The sequence below is a fragment of the Caulobacter endophyticus genome, from assembly GCF_029543245.1.
Taxonomy (GTDB): domain Bacteria; phylum Pseudomonadota; class Alphaproteobacteria; order Caulobacterales; family Caulobacteraceae; genus Caulobacter; species Caulobacter endophyticus_A.
Window position 1 is genome coordinate 26424 of record NZ_JARQWV010000014.1, and the last position, 17045, is coordinate 43468.

Genomic DNA, 17045 nt, shown 5'->3' on the forward strand with positions numbered 1-17045 from the left:
TAAATGGATACACCCTCCCGGGTCAACCGGCGCTGACGTCGAACCGTCATACGGCGCCGCTAGACAGGCGGCTTTCGGTTCGGAGAGCGTGCGATGCTGGGTCTGGTGGCGGCTATGGCGATGGCGGCGGGGGGCGAGGCGCCGCTGCGGATGAACGACCTTCAGGCCGTCGGCACGCACAACTCCTACAAGCAGGCGATCCCCGACGCCGAGCTTGCCGCCATGGTCGCCGCGCGCGGCCGACCCGTCCTGGGGCTCGACTACGCCCACCGCCCGCTATCCGAACAGCTCGACGCCGGCGCCCGCCAGCTGGAGATCGACGTCGTTTCCGACCCGCAGGGCGGCCGCTACGCCAGGCCTCTCACGGCCCTGGGCGGCGGGACCGTGCTGCCGCCGGCCACCATTCAGGCCCTGGCCAGGCCGGGCTTCAAGACCCTGCACATGCCCGATGTCGACTTCCGCAGTTCGTGCGTGACCTTCGTCGAGTGCCTGTCCCAGATCCGCGCCTGGTCGGACCAGCATCGCGACCACGCCCCGATCCTGATCATGCTCAACGCCAAGGAAGGCCAGGCCAGCCTGCCGGGCGGCGCCACGCCCCCGCCCTTCGACGAGAAGACCTTCGACGCCCTGGACGCCGAGATCCGGAGCGTCTTCGGCCCCGACCGCCTGATCACCCCCGACCTAGTCCAGGGCAAGAAGCCGACCCTGCGCGAGGCGGTGCTGGCCGGCGGCTGGCCGACGCTGGAAGCCTCGCGCGGCAAGGTGTTCTTCGCCCTCGACGAGGGCCCCGAGAAGGTGGCGATCTATCGCGGCAAGCGCGGGTCGCTGGAAGGCCGGGCGATGTTCGTCAACACCGACGAGGCCTCGCCGGCCGCCGCCTACCTGACCCTCAATGACCCCGTCGCCGACAAGGCCCGCATCACCGCGGCCGTGAAGGCCGGCTTCATCGTCCGCACCCGCGCCGACGCCGACACCTGGGCCGCCCGCGACGGCGACGTGACCATGCGCAGCGCCGCCCTCTCCAGCGGCGCGCAGTACGTCTCGACCGACTATCTGTGGGCCGACCCGCGCTTTGGCACGACCTACACCGTGCGCCTGCCGGGCGGCGAGGCGGCCGCCTGCAACCCGGTGCGCGCGCCCAAAGCCTGCGACGGCGCCATCGAGATGACCGCCGGCGCGCCGGCCAAGGGCTATCTCGACCCGGCCCAGCGTCCCGACCTGACCAAGGTCTTGGCCCCGCCGCCCAAGCCCGGCTCGCCCCGCGCCGTGGCCGACGCGGCCATCTTCGACGCCAGTCGCGCCCTGAAGGACACGCCCCGCTGGGCGCTAGCCACGTCGGACGTCACCGGCCACTTCTACGACCATTACGCGGCGGCCCTGGGCGTTCGCCTGACGCCGCAGGAGGCGCCGATCCTGACCGCCCTGCTGGAACGCTCGGGCGCCGACCGCTCGGTGGTGGGCGCCGCCAAGACCTTCTGGGGCACGGACCGCCCCTATGTCGGCAAGGAAAGCGCGCCGACCTGCGAGGCCAAGACCGCCCACCTGACCGGCAACCCCGACTATCCCTCCGGCCACTCGGCCCACGGCGAGCACGTGGCGATGATCCTGGCCGAGGTGGCGCCGTCGCGGGCCGACGCCCTCTACGCCCGCGGCCGCGAATATGCCGAAAGCCGCTGGATCTGCGGCTCGCACACGGTCAGCGCCACCGAGGCGGGTCTCCAGGCAGGCGCGGTGATCTACGCCGCCGAGCACCGCTCGCCCGCCTTCCGCCTCGACCTAGAGATGGCCCGCGCCGAGGTCGCCGCCGCCCTGTCCAGGGCAAACCCGAAATAGGCAAACGCAAGTCGCCGAACGGCGCTTGCCAAAACGATAGTTATAGCTAGCATCCTCCCCATACGGACATGCGGGGGGTTGTAGCTGTGTACAGACTGCAAGTGTTCGCCGGGGTCGCGGCCGTCGCCTTGATGGCGTCCGCGACCTCATCCTGGGCTCAGACGGCAAGTGAAGCCGCGCCCGTCGCGCTCGACGAGATCGTCGTCACCGCTCAGCGGCGGGCGGAGAACCTGCAGGAGGTGCCCGTCTCTGTCACCGCCATGACGGGCGCCCAGCTGCAGAACCAGCGGGTCGGCGACGTGCTGGCGCTGTCGGGCCTGGCGCCCGGCCTTCAGATCAAGACCGACGACAACGCCGCCAACCCGCGCATGTTCATCCGCGGCATCGGCGTCAACGACTTCAACCCCGGCACGGCCAGCGCGGTCGGCGTCTATGTCGACGGGGTCTATGTGGCCTCGCCGCTGGCCCAGCTGGCCGGCTTCTACGACCTGGAGCAGGTGGAAGTGCTGCGCGGCCCGCAAGGCACGCTCTACGGTCGCAACACCACCGGCGGGGCGATCAACGTCGTCACCAAGAAGCCGTCGAGCACGCCCAGCGGCGACTTCGCCATCGAGTTCGGCCGCTTCAACGCCGTCAACGCCCAGGGCGGCTTTAGCGGACCTATCGCCGGTGACGTGCTGTCGTTCCGGGTCAGCGGCCTCTACGACAAGAACGACGGCTATACGACCAATCGCCTGACGGGGAACAAGGGCAACGACGCCAACCGCTGGGCCACGCGCCTGGCGCTGCGCTATCAGCCCGACGACAAGCTGACCGCCGACCTTTCGCTCAGCCTCAACCAGTCGCGCGGCGGATCGATCTGGACCTACCATCGCTCGTTGATCGCCCAGACGCCCGAGGCGGCCGGCGATTTCGATCCCAGCCTCGGCTACGCCGTCTGCAAGCCGGCCTTCTACACCTCGGGCCAGTGCACGAACGTGCTGGGCTACGCCAACACCAGCAGCAACCTCTACGAGGGCGACTACCGGTTCGAGGGCAAGGACATCGTCAAGCTGTTCGGGGCGACGGCCAGCGTCTCCTACGACCTGGGCGACATGACGCTGTATTCGATCACCGGCTACCAGCGCGCCGCCCGCGACGACTGGGAGGACACCGACGCCAACCCCTTGCAGGTGATCAGCGCCCGCTACATCGCCTTGCAGGAGACGCTGAGCCAGGAGTTCCGGCTGCAGTCGAACGGCGCGGGTCCCACCCGCTGGGTGACCGGCCTCTACTGGGCCAAGGACGATCTCTCCAACGACAGCCGCTACGACGTGCTGGGCGACCTGCGCAGCCCCACGCCCGACAACCCCACCGGCATGGACCCGGCCGCCAGCATCGGCGTGTTCGGCTGGCCGCTGACCCAGAAGACCCGCAGTTGGGCCGTCTTCGGCCAGATCGACCGCGACCTGACCTCGCGCCTGACCTTCACGGCCGGCCTGCGCTATTCGGTCGACGACAAGAGCTTCCACTATGTCAGCGACGTCGACTACGGCCTGGTGACGCTGTTCACCTACGACGGCGACAAGACCTTCAAGTCGCTGTCGGGCAGGCTTGGCCTGCGCTACGCCCTGACCGACGACGCCAACCTCTATGCGACCTACAATCGCGGCTACAAGAGCGGCGGCTTCTTCACCGGCCAGACCACCGCGCCGGAAGACCTGGGCCCCTATGACGACGAGACCGTCGACGCCTTCGAGGTCGGGGCCAAGAGCGAGTTCCTCGACCGCCGCCTGCGCCTGAACGCCGCCGCCTTCTATTACGACTACCAAGACCTGCAGGTTTACACCGTGATCCAGCGCGGGGCCCTGTCGGTGCAGTACTTCACCAACGCCTCGGCCGCCCGGGTCTACGGCGCCGAGGCCGAGATCGAGGCTCGCCCCGCGCGCGGCCTGTCGCTCACCCTGGGCGCGGCCCTGCTGAACGCCGAGTACAAGGACTTCGTCTCGGTCGGGCAGGACTATTCGGGCAACCGCCTGCCCTCGGCCCCCAAGGCCAGCGTCAACGGCGTGGTCCGCTACGAGCACCCGCTGCCGGTCGGCGACTTCGCCGGCCAGCTGGACTTCACCTACCGCTCCAAGGTGTTCTTCGACACCGCCAACACCGAACGGCTCAGCGACAAGGGCCGGGCCTACGTCAACGGCCAGCTGGGCTGGAAGCTCGACGGCGGCCGCTACGAGCTGGGCGTGTGGGGCAAGAACCTGCTCGACGAGACCAACATCCTCGACATCACCGCCGTCGAGGGCCTGGGCTTCGACGTCTTCAGCATGGGCCCGCCGCGCACCTACGGCGTCTATCTGCGGGCCCGCTATTGAGCGGCCCGGACGCGTCGTGGATCGGCCCGCCGCCCAGCCTGACGCAGCGGCTGGCCGTTCTGTGGATCGGCATCGTCGGAGTGTTGTTTCCCGGCGTCGGGCCGCTGCTGCTGGGCGGGCTGGAAGCGGCCGGAAGGCTGACCGCGAGCGAGATCGGCCTGGCCGGCATGGCCGAGCTGGCGGCGATGGGGATCGGCGCGGCGCTGCTGGGTCCGGTTTTCGGGGCTAGGCGGCTGCGGCCGGCGGCGGTGGCCTGCGGCTGCTTCCTGGCGGCGCTGAATCTCGCCTCCACCTTCGCCCATGACGGGCTGCTGGTGCTGACCCGGGCGGCGGCGGGCCTGCCGGCCGGAGCGCTGATCTGGATCGTCACTGGCATGATCGTCCGCTCGCCCCGGCCCGATCGCTGGTCGGGGGTCTATCTCACCGTCCAGACCCTGGCCCAGCTGGCCGTGGTGGCGGGCCTGACGGTCTTCGTCATCGGCCAGTTCGGCCCCAATGGCGGCTTCATGGCCCTGGCCGGCGTCCTGATCCCCCGCGCCTGGGCCGCCCTGCCCCGGACCGAGGACGCCCCCAAAGGCCTGCCCAGCCCGCGCGGCTGGGTCGCCCTGCTGGCGGTGTTCTGCTTCCAGGCCTTCATCCTGGCCCTGTGGATCTATGCCGAGCCGCTGTCGCGCCAGGCGGGACACCCGGCGACCACGGCGGGCCTGGCCTTCTCGATCTCGCTGGCGGCCCAGGTGGCCGGCGGCGCGGCGGCCACGGCCCTGGCCGGACGGGTCTCTTGGTTCGTGTCGCTGACCGGCGGGGTCTGCGCGGCGGCAGCCTGTCTCGTGATCTTCGCGGCCCTGCCGACCGTCCCGCTGTTCCTGGCCGCCTCGGGCCTGTTCGGTTTCGCGTGGCTGTTCGCCTCGCCGTTCCTGACGCCCCTGGCCATCGAGGCCGACCCCAGCCGGAGGGCCGCCCTGCTCGGCCCCGGCGCCAGCCTGCTGGGCTGCGCGGCCGGGCCGCTGCTGGCCGCCCTGATCGTCGGCGAGCACGACGTGCGCGCCGCGGCGCATCTGGCCCAGGCCCTGGCGGTCGTCACCCTCGCCCTGATCGGCGGCCTGCACCTGACCCGCCGCAAGGATCATCGCGCCAAGTCGACCACACCCGACGCAATCCCTTTGGATAAAGCGAAGTTGGGCATTGCGAGCCCGCCCGACCTCTGATAGCCAGACCCCCTCTTCGCCGACGCAAGCGTGTCGACCCGGTGGCCCGGTGGCGGAGTGGTTACGCGCCGGACTGCAAATCCGTTTACCCCGGTTCGATTCCGGGCGATGGTGTCTTTCGGGAAGCACGAGCCGCCATAGCCGGGGCCGGCGTTGAGGAACTTCGACCCGATGCGCTTGTCCAGGCCGATGCCCTTGGCCACCTGCTGCACGTCGGCCCCGACCTTTTCACACAGGTCGGCCATCTCGTTGATGAAGGTGATCTTCATCGCCAGGAAGGCGTTGGCGGCGTACTTGATCAGCTCGCTGGTGCGGCGGCCGGTGAAGACGATCGGGGTCTCGTTGAGGCTCAAGGGGCGGTAGAGCTCGCGCATCACCGCCTGGGCCCGCTCGTCCTCGGCGCCGACCACCACGCGGTCGGGGCGCTTGAAGTCCTCGATGGCCGCGCCCTCGCGCAGGAACTCCGGATTGGAGACCACGGCGAACTGGGCGGCCGGATTGACCCGCTTGATGATCGCCTCGACCTCGTCGCCGGTGCCCACCGGCACGGTCGACTTGGTGACGACGACAGTAAAGCCGTCGATCAGGCCGGCGATCTCCTCGGCGGCGGCGTAGACGTAGGACAGGTCGGCATGGCCGTCGCCGCGGCGGGTGGGCGTGCCCACGGCGATGAACACCGCGTCGGCGTCCTTGATCGCCTGGGCGCCTTCCAGGGTGAACGACAGCCGGCCCTCGCGGACGTTGCGGGCCACCAGGTCGTCCAGGCCCGGCTCATAGATCGGGATCTCGCCGGCCAGCAGCCGCGAGATCTTGCGCGGATCCTTGTCGATGCACGTCACCACGTGACCGAAGTCCGCAAAGCACGCTCCGGACACCAGGCCCACATAGCCCGTGCCAATCATCGCTACGCGCATGTCATCCCCTGCTCAATAAGAGCCCCGCCCAGCCGGCGGTACAAAAACACCGAGTGATTTTAATTCGACATTCCGTGCCGAAGCGCAATCACCAACTGATGACTATTCAAAAGAAATTTTTATGTGGCCAAAGTTTGTGCCTGGCGACGACATCGCGGCCGAAAAACGCGACCGACCGTCCGGGATCGGAACACCCTTCAAACTTGACTATAAGGGGAATTAATCACCTTGATGACAAAAAGAGCACGGTTCGGGCAATAATTATACTTACCTTGACCGTAGCGGCGTCGCTCTATGCGGAAAATGCCGCCTGACTTATCAAACACGCATTCGAACCGCCCACCGAACATGCTTAACAGGCCCGTCGCATGAGCTCCCTCGCCGCCTATCTGCGCGACCTGAAGCGCTCGCGGTTCTTCCTGCCGGGGGTGGGTGTCGGGGCCTTGCTGGGCTTTGGCCTGTCGGCCGCATGGTTCCAGACCACCCTGCCCCAATGGCGCCCGACGGGCAGCGCGGCGGCCCGCACCGTGGTCAAACTGGAGGCCGCGGCGGGGGCGCCGGTCGTTCTCAAACGCGGCGCCGTCATCGTCTGCGAGGGCGACAGCCTGACCTACGGCTTCAAGCGCTGGGGCGAATCGATTCCCGGAATCAACGGCTCGCCCTCGCCGCGCAGCCCCACGCCCTACCCCGAAACCCTGCGCGGCCTGCTGGGCGACAGGGTCACTGTGGTCAATCACGGCAAGCCCGGCGACCAGACGCTGGACGGCCTGACCCGCTGGGCCCGCGCGCCGACCGGCGACCTGACGATCATCATGTACGGCGCCAACGACGCCAAGGTGCGCGGCAAGCCCGGCGCCCTGGATGTGAAGGTCTATGCCAGTCTGCTGGAGGCCCTGGTGCGCCGCCGGCTCGACGACGGCGGACAGGTCATCGTGCTGCTGCCGCCGCCGGCCTCGGCGCGCGACACGCAACCCCGGCTCGATCCGTTCCGCGAGGCCGCCGCCCAGGTCGCCGCCCGCACCGGGGTCAAGGCCGTCGACGCCGGAGAGGCCCTCGCCGACATCGGCGCGCCGCTGCAATACGACGGCCTGCACCTGAACGACCAGGCCAACCTGGCCATCGCCCGCGCCCTGGCCACGCATATCCGCGTCGAATAGCCCTCCCCGGACGACCGGCGATTCATCCAGAGGATGCTTGCGCCACGATCCGCCCGGACCCAGTCTCGCACAGCGAAGCTGGACGTTTTGCGATGCCCGCCCTGCCGACGCCGCTTCCCGCGACCGACGGCGCCGCCCGACCCAAGAGGCCGAACCGGCGGACGGGAGCCCTGCGCATCCTGATCGTCGACGACACCCCCGCCAACCTGATCCTGGCTCAAGCCGTGCTCGACGCCGCCGGCCATACGACGACCGGCGTCCCCGACGGCGCGGCTGGCGTGGCGGCCGTGCGAGACGGAACCTTCGATCTGGTTCTGATGGACGTGCGCATGCCCGGCATGGACGGACTGGCCGCCACCCGGGCGATCCGCGCCCTGCCCCCGCCGGCCGGCGCCGTGCCGATCCTGGCCATGACCGCCGACGCCCCACCTTCGGAACTCAAGACCTTCCGCGCCGCCGGCATGAACGGCCACGTGGCCAAGCCGATCGACATCCAGGCCTTGCTGGCCAAGGTGCGCGAGGCGGCGGCGAACTCTCCAAAGCAGACAGGCTAGGCGCATCAAATCCCTCTCTCATGGAGAGAGGGTCAAAAAGGGTCGTGACGCGAAGTAGGCTCCTGCACCGACTTCGAGCGATCAAATCGCGCGGACGCTTGAGAGATCGCCCCTCAGTCCCCGATGAAGCGATACCCCACGCCCGGCTCGGTCAGCAGGATCTTCGGGTGGGCCGGGTCGGCCTCCAGCTTCTGGCGCAGCTGGCCGACGAACACACGCAGGTACTGGGTGTCGTGCATGTGCGCGGGGCCCCAGACCGAAGTCAGCAGCTCCTTGTGGGTCAGCACCTTGCCGCGCCCCAGGGCGAGCCTGGCCAGCACCTCGTATTCGCGCGGCGAGATCTTCACCACCGCCCCATCGCGGGTGACCAGGCGCTTTTCGAGGTCCAGCTCAACCGCCCCGGCCCGGATCGGGCCGACCGGCGCCTGGGTGGCCGCCTTCTGGCGTAGGGCCACGCGCAGCCGGGCCAGCAGTTCGCCGACCCCGAACGGCTTTTCCACATAGTCGTTGGCGCCCCGGTCCAGGGCCTCGATCTTCTCGATCTCGCGATCGCGGGCCGACAGGATCAGGATCGGGCCGTCATAGAAGGCGCGGGCCTTTTCCAGCACCTCCTTGCCGTCCATGTCGGGCAAACCAAGGTCGAGGACGACGGCGTCGGGCGACCACAAGGCGATGCCGCGCAAGCCCTCCTGGCCGCCGTCGGCGCGCAGCGGGTCGTAGCCGGCCGCGTCGAGCGCGGGGCCGAGGAACCGGTGGATCTGCGGCTCGTCGTCGATGACCAGGATGCGGGGGCGAAGCGCGCTCATGACCGGCTCATAGCAGATGGTGCGGGGTGGCGACGCCCTTGGGCAGGCTGATCAGCATCCGCGTGCCCTTGCCGTCGTGGATCGGGCTGGCGGCGGCGATCCGTCCGCCCATGGCCTCGACGAAACCCTTGGCGATGGCCAGGCCCAGTCCGACGCCCTGGCTGGCGTTCGGCGAGCGGTCGCTGGGGTCCTGCAGGCGGCGGAACTTCTCGAACACCCGCACGAGGTCGGCGGGCGGGATGCCCCGCCCCTCGTCCTCGATGCTGATCACCACGTGGGCGCGGTCCTCGTAGGCGGCGACCTCGATGCGCGCGCCAGGCGGGCTGTAGGCGATGGCGTTCTCCAGGATGTTGACCGCCACCTGCTCCAGCAGGCTGGGGTCGGCCTGGACGAGGCTCAGCGTCTCGGGGAAGTCGCGCACCAGCACCCGGCCCTCGAGGCGGCGGGTCACCCGCTCGCACGCGGCCGCCAGCACGTCGCGCGCGTCGATCCAGTCGGTGCGCAGCTTCAGGCCACCGCCCTCGATGCGGGTCATGTCCAGCAGGTTGGCGACATAGCCGTTCAGGCGCTCGGCCTCTTCCTTGATGCCCAGCGCCAGGTCGGCGCGGCCCGGGGCCGACAGCTTGTCGCCATAGTCGATCAGGGTGGTGGCCGCGCCCAGCACCGTGGTCAGGGGGGTGCGCAGGTCGTGGCTGATGGAGTTCAGCAGGGCGTTGCGGAAGCGGTCGGAGCGGCGCAAGGCTTCGGCCTCGACCGCGCCGGCGGCCAGCTCGGCGCGCTGCAAGGCGACGGCGCCCTGGTCGAGCAGGGCCAGCAGCAGACGCTCCTCGTCCGAACCGCTGGCCAGAGCCCCGGCCTCGATCCCGGCCACCCCGGCGCGGGCGCCCAGGCCCTCCAGCGGCCAGAAGGTCCAGGCGGCCTGCGGCAGGGTGCCGGTGCCGGCGCCGGCCGGCTCGCCCTTCTCCCATGCCCAGCGGGCGGCGGCCATCGGGCCGGTCCCCAGATCCACGAGCTCGGGCGCGCCGGCCACGGCGACCAACTCGCCATCGACCGGCAGGAACACCACCGCCCGCGCGCCCGAGGCGGCGGCGGCCTGCTCGGCCAGGGCGCGGGCCACCGCGTCCTTGCCCGAGGCGGCCGACAGGGTGCGGCTGGCGGCCAGCAGGCTGGTCACGCTGGCCGCCCGGCGCTGCGAGCCCATGGCTTGGTCGCGCACCCGTCCCGCCAGCCCGCCGGTGGCCAGGGCCACGGCCCAGAACACGATCAGGGTCAGCACGTCGGTGGGCGAGCCGATGGCCAGGCTGTAGCGCGGGGCCAGGAAGAAGTAGTTGTAGATCAGGAAGGCCGCCGTCGCCGCCGCCAGGGCCGGACGCAGGCCGTGCATCACCCCGGCCGCCAGCACGGCGGCCAGGTAGATCATCCCCAGCTCGACCCGGTCGAAGGCGGTGTCCAGCGCCCAGGCCACCAGGCTGGCGGCCGCCACGAAGCCGCCGCCGGTCAGGTAGGCCGGCCAGTCGAAGCGGCGCGGCCGGGGCGCGGGCGGTTCGGCCGCCCCCTCCCCGCCGGCGCCGGTGACCACGTGGATCGCCTGCCCGCGCGCTTCGCGCAGCAGGGCCGCCGCCAGCGAGCGGCCGGTCAGTTCACGCCAGCGGGAGTCCCTGGATTTGCCGATGACGATCTGGGTGACGTTGTTGCGCCGCGCCCAGGCCATCACCGTGGCCACCACATCGGTTCCGGTCAGCACGACGGTGGAGCCGCCCAGCTGCTCGGCCAGCTTCAGCGCCTCGCGGGTGCGGGCGGCGGCGGCCTCGGGTGGCGGCGGACGATCGGGACGCTCCACATGGGCCACGGTCCACGGGGCGTCCATCATCATGTCCGACAGCCGCCGGCCAGCGCGCACCAGGCCCGCCGCCATGCCGTCGCCGCCGGCCAGGACGAGGATCCGCTCGCCCGCCGCCCACGGTCCCTCGACCCCCTTTTCGCGCATGGTCGCGACCAGCTGGTCGTCGACGGTCTGGGCCGCGCGGCGCAGGGCCAATTCGCGCAGCGCCGTGAGGTTTTCGACCTTGAAGAAGTTCTCCGAGGCCAGCCGCGCGGTCTCGGGCACATAGACCTTGCCCGCCGCCATTCGCTCGCGCAGTTCGTCGGGGGTGATGTCGATCAGTTCGATGTCGTCGGCGCGGGCGAGCGCGCTGTCGGGCACGGTCTCGCGCTGGCGGGCGCCGGTGATGCGCAGGACGACGTCGACCAGGCTCTCCAGGTGCTGGACGTTCAGTGTGGTCCAGACGTCGATGCCCGCCGCCAGGATCTCCTCGACATCCTGCCAGCGCTTGGGATGGCGCGAGCCGGGCGCGTTGGAATGGGCGTACTCGTCGACCAGCAGCAGCTTGGGCTTCCGCTCCAGCGCCGCGTCGAGGTCGAATTCCAGATAGCTGCGCCCCCGGCTGTCGACCGGGCGGCGGGGCAAGACGTCGAGGCCGCGCAGCAGGCTCTCGGTCTCGCGGCGGCCATGGGTCTCGACCACGCCGACCAGCACGTCCTGGCCCTCGGCCTTGCGGCGCCGGGCGGCGCGCAACATCTCGTAGGTCTTGCCCACGCCCGGCGCCATGCCCAGGAACACCTTGAGGCGCCCCCGGCGGGCCTTGTTGGCGGCCGCCAGAAGCGCCTCGGGGTCGGGGCGGCCCCTTTCGGGGTATGAAGAGGGGTCGCCCGCCAACGGCTAGCCGACCATCGGGAAGCGCGCGTCGAGCGCCCGATTGACGTCCAGCACATTGACCCGCGGCTGGCCGATGAAGCCCAGCAGCGGCGGCTTTACGGCCGCGTCGATCATGGCCAGCACCTCGCCACGCGGCGCGTTGCGGGCGGCGGCGATGCGTCCGGCCTGCAGGCGGGCATAGGCCGGCGAGATGTCCGGATCCAGGCCCGAGCCGGACGTCGTGACCGCATCGGCCGGAATGACCGCGCCGGGAAACTCCGCCCTCAGCGCGTCGGCGTCGGTCTTCTCGCGCTCGATCAGCTTGTCGTTCAGAGGACCCATGTTCGAGCCGCTGGACGCCGAGGCGTCATAGCCGTTCCCCGCCGCCGACGGGCGACCGTGCAGGTAGGCCGGCTTGGTGAACGTCTGGCCGATCAGTTCCGAGCCGACGACCTTGCCGTGGGCGTCGCGAACCAGCGAGCCGCCCGCCTGGGCCGGAAACGCGGCCTGGGCCACGCCGGTGATGGCCAGCGGATAGGCCAGGCCCAGCAGGATGGTGAAGAGGCCCATCGAAACGAGGGCCGGGCGAAGGTGCGAGATCATGACCTTCCAGCTCCTTTCCTAGAACCGCTTCGAGACGCCGACGTACAGTTGCGCGTCGGGGGTGTCGCGGTTCAATCCGAAATTGGCGCCGGCGTCCAGTTGCAGGGTCGGCGCGACGAGATAGGCGGCGGCGACGTCGGCCGAGACCTGGGTCACCGTATCGGCGGGATCGAAGTTCGTGCTGGTCCACAGCTCGCCGATCAGGCTGAGCTTGTCGGTGACCGGGCGGGCAAGGTTGACGACGTTGGTCACCGCCGCGTGGCGGCCGTCGCCGTCGGCGTCGAGCAGCACATCCACTTGAGGGCCGAAGGTCAGGGTGGCCCCATCAAGCGCGATGCTGATCGGCACGGCCACACCGCCCTCCACCTCGTCGTTGCCCAGGCCCTTGGCCGCCGTCGGGATCTTCACATAGGGCAGCAGGGCGACACTGACCTTGTCGCCGGAATGGACGCGGGTCTTGTACCGGATCCACACGTCGCCGACGCCGTCGGTCTTGTCGTCGACGCCCGGCCCCTTCACGCGGGCCTGGAGATAGGGCGTCCACGAGATCTGCAGGTCGCTGGTGTCGGTCAGGCCGTACTTCAGGGTCGTGGCGGCCACGGCGGTCGTCTCGGCCTTGATCCCCCCGGCCTTCACCTGGGTCCAGTTGACCCCGTCGGCCTCGACCTGCCAGGCGCCCTTCGGGACAGAGCACGTGCTGTTGGCCTTGGTCGGACGGTCGGTGCAGATCGGGGCCTCGTCCGCCCAGGCGGCGGTGGCGGCGAGGGTCGAGGCGGTGATCACGAGAAACGCAAACTTGCGCATTGGAATTCTTCGTCTTTCAGGAAGAGAGAAATCACTGGCCGCCGAGATTGGCCGCCAGGCAGACGATCCCGATCGCCACGAGGCCGAAGACCAGATCCCTGACGATCGAGCCCGGGGCGATCGGGGGTTTCATCAGGCCAGCCCCAGGGCGGAGACGACCATGTCGATGAGCTTGATGCCGACGAACGGGGCGACGAGGCCGCCGACGCCGTAGATCAGCAGGTTGCGCGACAGGAGCTTGCCGGCGCCGATGGCGCGGTACTTCACGCCCTTCAGGGCCAGCGGGATCAGGGCCACGATCACCAGGGCGTTGAAGATTACCGCCGACAGGATCGCGCTTTGCGGGCTGGCTAGCTTCATGATGTTCAGCCCGCCCAGCGCCGGCAGGGCGACCACGAACATCGCCGGGATGATGGCGAAGTACTTGGCCACATCGTTGGCGATCGAGAAGGTGGTCAGCGCGCCGCGGGTGATCAGCATCTGCTTACCCACTTCGACGATCTCGATGACCTTGGTCGGGTCGCTGTCGAGATCGACCATGTTGCCGGCCTCGCGGGCGGCCTGGGCGCCGGTCTGCATGGCCACGCCGACGTCGGCTTGAGCAAGCGCGGGCGCGTCGTTGGCGCCGTCGCCGCACATGGCCACCAGCCGCCCCTTGGACTGCTCGGCCCGGATCAGCCGCAGCTTGTCCTCGGGGGTGGCCTCGGCCAGGAAGTCGTCGACGCCGGCTTCCGAGGCGATGGCCGCGGCGGTCACCGGGTTGTCGCCGGTGATCATCACCGTGCGCAGGCCCATGCGGCGCAGGTCGGCGAAGCGGGCCTTCACACCGGGCTTGACTACGTCCTTCAGGTGGATGACGCCGACCAGGGCGCCGTCCTCGCTGACCGCCAGCGGCGTGCCGCCCGAGCGGGCGATACGGTCGACGGCGGCCATCACCTCGGCCGGGATGCGCTTGGGATCGATGGCCAGGCTCCGGTAGACCGCGTCCACCGCGCCCTTGCGCCACGAGCGGCCGTCGACATCCAGGCCCGACTGGCGCGTGGTCGCGCTGAACGGGATGGCGGTCGCGCCTTCGGGAGCCTCCAGGGCCAGGCCCTGCTGGCGGCCCAGCTCGACGATCGAGCGGCCTTCCGGCGTCTCGTCGGCCAGCGAGGCCATGACGGCCGCGCGCAGGGCCGCGTCGGGGCGCACGCCCGGGGCGGCGATCACCTCGGTCGCCATGCGGTTGCCGAAGGTGATGGTGCCGGTCTTGTCGAGCAGCAGGGTGTCGACGTCGCCGGCGGCTTCCACCGCGCGGCCCGAAGTGGCCAGCACGTTGACCTTCAGCAGGCGGTCCATGCCGGCGATGCCGACGGCCGAGAGCAGGCCCCCGATGGTCGTCGGAATGAGCGTGATGAACAGCGCGCCCAGCACCAGCGGGTCGAGCACGACGCCCGAGAACTTGCCCAGGCCCAGCAGCGTCACGACCGCGATCAGGAAGATCAGGGTCAGGCCGGCCAGCAGCACGGCCAGCGCGATCTCGTTGGGCGTCTTGCGGCGGTCGGCGCCCTCGACCATCGCGATCATGCGGTCGAGGAAGGTCGAACCCGGCGCGGCCGTGACCCGCACCTTGATCCAGTCGGAGACGACGGTGGTGCCGCCGGTCACCGCCGAACGGTCGCCGCCGCTTTCGCGGATCACCGGCGCGCTTTCGCCGGTGATCGCGGCCTCGTTGACGCTGGCCATGCCCTCGACGATCTCGCCGTCGGTGGGGACCACGTCGCCGGCCTCGACCAGCACGAGCTCGCCGGGAACCAGCTTGTGGGCCGGGGTCGGGATGATGGTGCCGGCCTGCTCGTCGATGATCAGCTTGGCCTTGGTGGTGACGCGGGCGGCCCGCAGGCTGTCGGCGGCGGCCTTGCCGCGGCCCTCGGCCACGCTCTCGGCCAGGTTGGCGAACAGCACGGTGGCCCAGAGCCACAGCGAGACCTGCACGGCGAAGCCGGCCGACTGCTGGGCGGCGATGGCCGCGACGGCCGAGACCGTCGACAGCAGCGCCACGATCCAGGTCGCGAAGATCACCGGATTGCCGGTCAGCTTGCGCGGGTCGAGCTTGAGGAAGGCGTCCTTGGCCGCGCGGGCCAGGATCGGCGTGGAGAGGCCGCCGGCGAGGCTGGCGGCTTTGCGCCGTCCGCCCTCGCCCGCCTCGATGTCATAGGTGGTCATGGGAGTGTCGCTTTCGGTCAGCGTTGGGCGACGAAGGCGAGCGCCTGGAAGTGCTCGACGATCGGTCCCAGCGCCAGAGCGGGGAAGAACTGCAGGCCGCCGAGGATCAGGATCACCCCGATCAGCAGGCCGACGAAAAGGCCGCCGTGGGTCGGCATGGCGCCGGCCGTGGGGGCGAGCTTGGGCTTGGCCGCCAGGGCCCCGGCGATGGCCAGCACCGCGACGATGGGTGCAAAGCGCCCGAACATCATCGCCAGGCCCAGGGTGGTGTTCCACCAGGGGGCGTTGGCGGTCAGGCCGCCGAAGGCCGAGCCGTTGTTGGCCGTGGTCGAGACGTAGGCGTAGAGGATCTCCGACAGGCCGTGCGGGCCGCCGTGCATCAGGCCTTTCAGGGCTTCCGGCAGGATGGCGGCGATGGCGGCGAAGCCCAGCATGAACAGCGGGATCACCAGCACGGCCAGCATCGAGAACTGGATCTCGCGGGCCTCGATCTTCTTGCCCAGGTACTCGGGCGTACGGCCCACCATCAGGCCGGCGACGAACACCGCCAGCAGGGCCATGACGACCATGATGGCGATGCCCGAGCCGATGCCGCCGGGCAGGATCTCGCCCAACTGCATCAGGAACATGGTCACCCCGCCGCCCAGCGGCATCAGGCTGGAGTGCATGCCGTTGACCGAGCCGTTGGAGGCGCCGGTGGTCATGGCCGCCCAGGCGGCGGTCGAGGGGGCGCCGAAGCGGACCTCCTTGCCCTCCATGTTCACCGAGGCGTCGACATGGGCGGCGACCTGGGCGGGAGGAGCCTGCGTCTCGGTGACGTAGATCGCGCCGGCGCCGGCGCTCAGCAGCACCGCGGCGGCGACGACCAGGGCGCGGACGTCCTTCTTGGCCAGCACGCTGCGCCCGAAGGCGAAGAACGCCGCCCAGCCCAGCACGTTGATCGACACCGCCGTGATCAGGTTGGTCAGCGGCGTGGGGTTCTCGAACGGGTGGGCCGAATTGACGTTGAAGATCCCGCCGCCGTTGATGCCCAGCTGCTTGACGGCCAGCTGGCTGGCGGTCGCGAAGAGGGAGATCTTCTGCTCGCCGCCTTCGAGCGTGTGAGCCGTGACGCCGGCGGCCAGGGTCTGGGGCACGCCCAGGGCAACGAGCACAATGGCCACGACCACGCACAGCGGCAGCAGCACCCACAGCGTGGTGCGGATGACGTCGCTCCAGAAATTGCCGACGTCCTGGCCCTTGTTGGCGATGAAGCCTCGCGCCAGGGCGGCGGCGATCGCGGCGCCGGTGGCGGCCGAGACGAAGTTCTGCACCGTCAGCACCAGCATCTGGCTGAGCGTCGACATGGTGGTCTCGCCGCCATAGCTCTGCCAGTTGGTGTTGGTCACGAAGCTGACGGCGGTGTTGAACGCCAGGTGCGGCGACAGGCCGGCGAAGCCTTGCGGGTTCAGCGGCAGCACGCCCTGCAGGCGCAGAACGCCGTAGACGAGAAAGAAGCCCACGGCGTTGAAGGCCAGCAGCGCGCCGGCATAGCCGATCCAGCTCTGGCCCTTGCGCGGATCGATGCCGCCGGCCGCGTAGAAGAGCCGCTCGATCGGCGCCAGCACCGGATCGAGCCAGGTGCGCTCGCCGTTCCAGACGCGCGACATGTACACGCCCAGCGGCCAGCCGATACCGACCGCCAGGCCAAGCGTCAGGGCGATCTCCGCCCATCCTTGCCAGTTCATTTGAGGTTATCCGAGGATCGTCAGAAACGGTCCGGCCGCATCAGGGCCGTGACCATGTAGGCCGCGACGACGATCGCCCCGGCCCCCCAAAGCGCGTTCACGAACAGGGTCATGCGCGCCTCAATGCGACGGCGAACAGGCCGAAGAGCACGAAAAGCCCTCCGCCCAGCGCCAGGAATGCGATGTCA

At 70.0% G+C, this 17045-nt stretch carries 11 protein-coding genes and 2 pseudogenes; 6 read left to right on the forward strand and 7 right to left on the reverse strand.

The features are described 5' to 3' along the window. Positions 1-93: 93 nt before the first annotated feature. The 4 genes and pseudogenes from P7A99_RS14415 to P7A99_RS14430 form a co-directional block, all read left to right on the forward strand. Positions 94-1155, forward strand: a pseudogene (locus P7A99_RS14415) (phosphatidylinositol-specific phospholipase C1-like protein); the annotation flags it as partial. 9 nt (positions 1156-1164) lie between these two features. After that, positions 1165-1833: an acid phosphatase gene (locus tag P7A99_RS14420; RefSeq protein WP_277794617.1), complete on the forward strand. Its 669-nt coding sequence runs from the start codon at positions 1165-1167 to the stop codon at positions 1831-1833. Between the two features lie 86 nt (positions 1834-1919). Next, a complete protein-coding gene (locus P7A99_RS14425; protein WP_277794516.1) occupies positions 1920-4187 on the forward strand; it encodes a TonB-dependent receptor in 2268 nt (755 codons plus the stop codon). Then, complete coding sequence (locus P7A99_RS14430) at positions 4184-5392, forward strand: MFS transporter (RefSeq protein WP_277794517.1); 1209 nt, start codon at positions 4184-4186, stop codon at positions 5390-5392. Before P7A99_RS14425 ends, P7A99_RS14430 begins: the two co-directional genes overlap by 4 nt. A gap of 92 nt (positions 5393-5484) precedes the next feature. Here P7A99_RS14430 and P7A99_RS14435 read toward each other — a convergent pair. After that, a pseudogene (locus tag P7A99_RS14435) lies at positions 5485-6306 on the reverse strand (UDP-glucose dehydrogenase family protein); the annotation flags it as partial. A 368-nt stretch (positions 6307-6674) separates the two neighbouring features. Between P7A99_RS14435 and P7A99_RS14440 the strand changes: the two are divergent. Both P7A99_RS14440 and P7A99_RS14445 read left to right on the forward strand, forming a co-directional pair. After that, the gene (locus tag P7A99_RS14440; protein ID WP_277794518.1) at positions 6675-7463 is read left to right on the forward strand and encodes an SGNH/GDSL hydrolase family protein; all 789 of its coding nucleotides are present in this window, start codon (positions 6675-6677) and stop codon (positions 7461-7463) included. Between the two features lie 92 nt (positions 7464-7555). Beyond that, entirely contained in the window at positions 7556-8017 is a 462-nt protein-coding gene (locus P7A99_RS14445) for a response regulator (protein WP_277794519.1), read from the forward strand. Between the two features lie 113 nt (positions 8018-8130). On the opposite strand, the gene P7A99_RS14450 is transcribed toward P7A99_RS14445, so the two are convergent. The 6 genes from P7A99_RS14450 to kdpA all read right to left on the reverse strand — a co-directional run bounded on the left by P7A99_RS14450 (position 8131) and on the right by kdpA (position 16857). Then, positions 8131-8823, reverse strand: a complete 693-nt coding sequence (locus P7A99_RS14450) for a response regulator (protein WP_277794520.1) — start codon at positions 8821-8823, stop codon at positions 8131-8133. A 7-nt stretch (positions 8824-8830) separates the two neighbouring features. Then, complete coding sequence (locus P7A99_RS14455; RefSeq protein WP_431307678.1) at positions 8831-11431, reverse strand: DUF4118 domain-containing protein; 2601 nt, start codon at positions 11429-11431, stop codon at positions 8831-8833. Positions 11432-11542: 111 nt separating this feature from the next. Continuing rightward, entirely contained in the window at positions 11543-12121 is a 579-nt protein-coding gene (gene kdpC / locus P7A99_RS14460) for a potassium-transporting ATPase subunit KdpC (protein ID WP_277794522.1), read from the reverse strand. A gap of 18 nt (positions 12122-12139) precedes the next feature. After that, positions 12140-12925, reverse strand: coding sequence for a transporter (locus tag P7A99_RS14465; RefSeq protein ID WP_277794523.1), 786 nt, complete (start codon positions 12923-12925; stop codon positions 12140-12142). Between the two features lie 132 nt (positions 12926-13057). Beyond that, positions 13058-15130, reverse strand: coding sequence for a potassium-transporting ATPase subunit KdpB (gene kdpB, locus P7A99_RS14470; RefSeq protein WP_277794524.1), 2073 nt, complete (start codon positions 15128-15130; stop codon positions 13058-13060). Positions 15131-15147: 17 nt separating this feature from the next. Continuing rightward, a complete protein-coding gene (kdpA, locus tag P7A99_RS14475; protein ID WP_277794525.1) occupies positions 15148-16857 on the reverse strand; it encodes a potassium-transporting ATPase subunit KdpA in 1710 nt (569 codons plus the stop codon). Positions 16858-17045: the final 188 nt, after the last annotated feature.

Coding starts and splice junctions, on each gene's coding strand:
- P7A99_RS14420 (WP_277794617.1), top strand. CDS start 1,165: ATGACCGCCGGCGCGCCGGCCAAGGGCTATCTCGACCCGGCCCAGCGT.
- P7A99_RS14440 (WP_277794518.1), top strand. CDS start 6,675: ATGAGCTCCCTCGCCGCCTATCTGCGCGACCTGAAGCGCTCGCGGTTC.
- P7A99_RS14445 (WP_277794519.1), top strand. CDS start 7,556: ATGCCCGCCCTGCCGACGCCGCTTCCCGCGACCGACGGCGCCGCCCGA.
- P7A99_RS14450 (WP_277794520.1), bottom strand. CDS start 8,823: ATGAGCGCGCTTCGCCCCCGCATCCTGGTCATCGACGACGAGCCGCAG.
- P7A99_RS14455 (WP_431307678.1), bottom strand. CDS start 11,431: ATGGCGCCGGGCGTGGGCAAGACCTACGAGATGTTGCGCGCCGCCCGG.
- kdpC (WP_277794522.1), bottom strand. CDS start 12,121: ATGATCTCGCACCTTCGCCCGGCCCTCGTTTCGATGGGCCTCTTCACC.
- P7A99_RS14465 (WP_277794523.1), bottom strand. CDS start 12,925: ATGCGCAAGTTTGCGTTTCTCGTGATCACCGCCTCGACCCTCGCCGCC.
- kdpB (WP_277794524.1), bottom strand. CDS start 15,130: ATGACCACCTATGACATCGAGGCGGGCGAGGGCGGACGGCGCAAAGCC.
- kdpA (WP_277794525.1), bottom strand. CDS start 16,857: ATGAACTGGCAAGGATGGGCGGAGATCGCCCTGACGCTTGGCCTGGCG.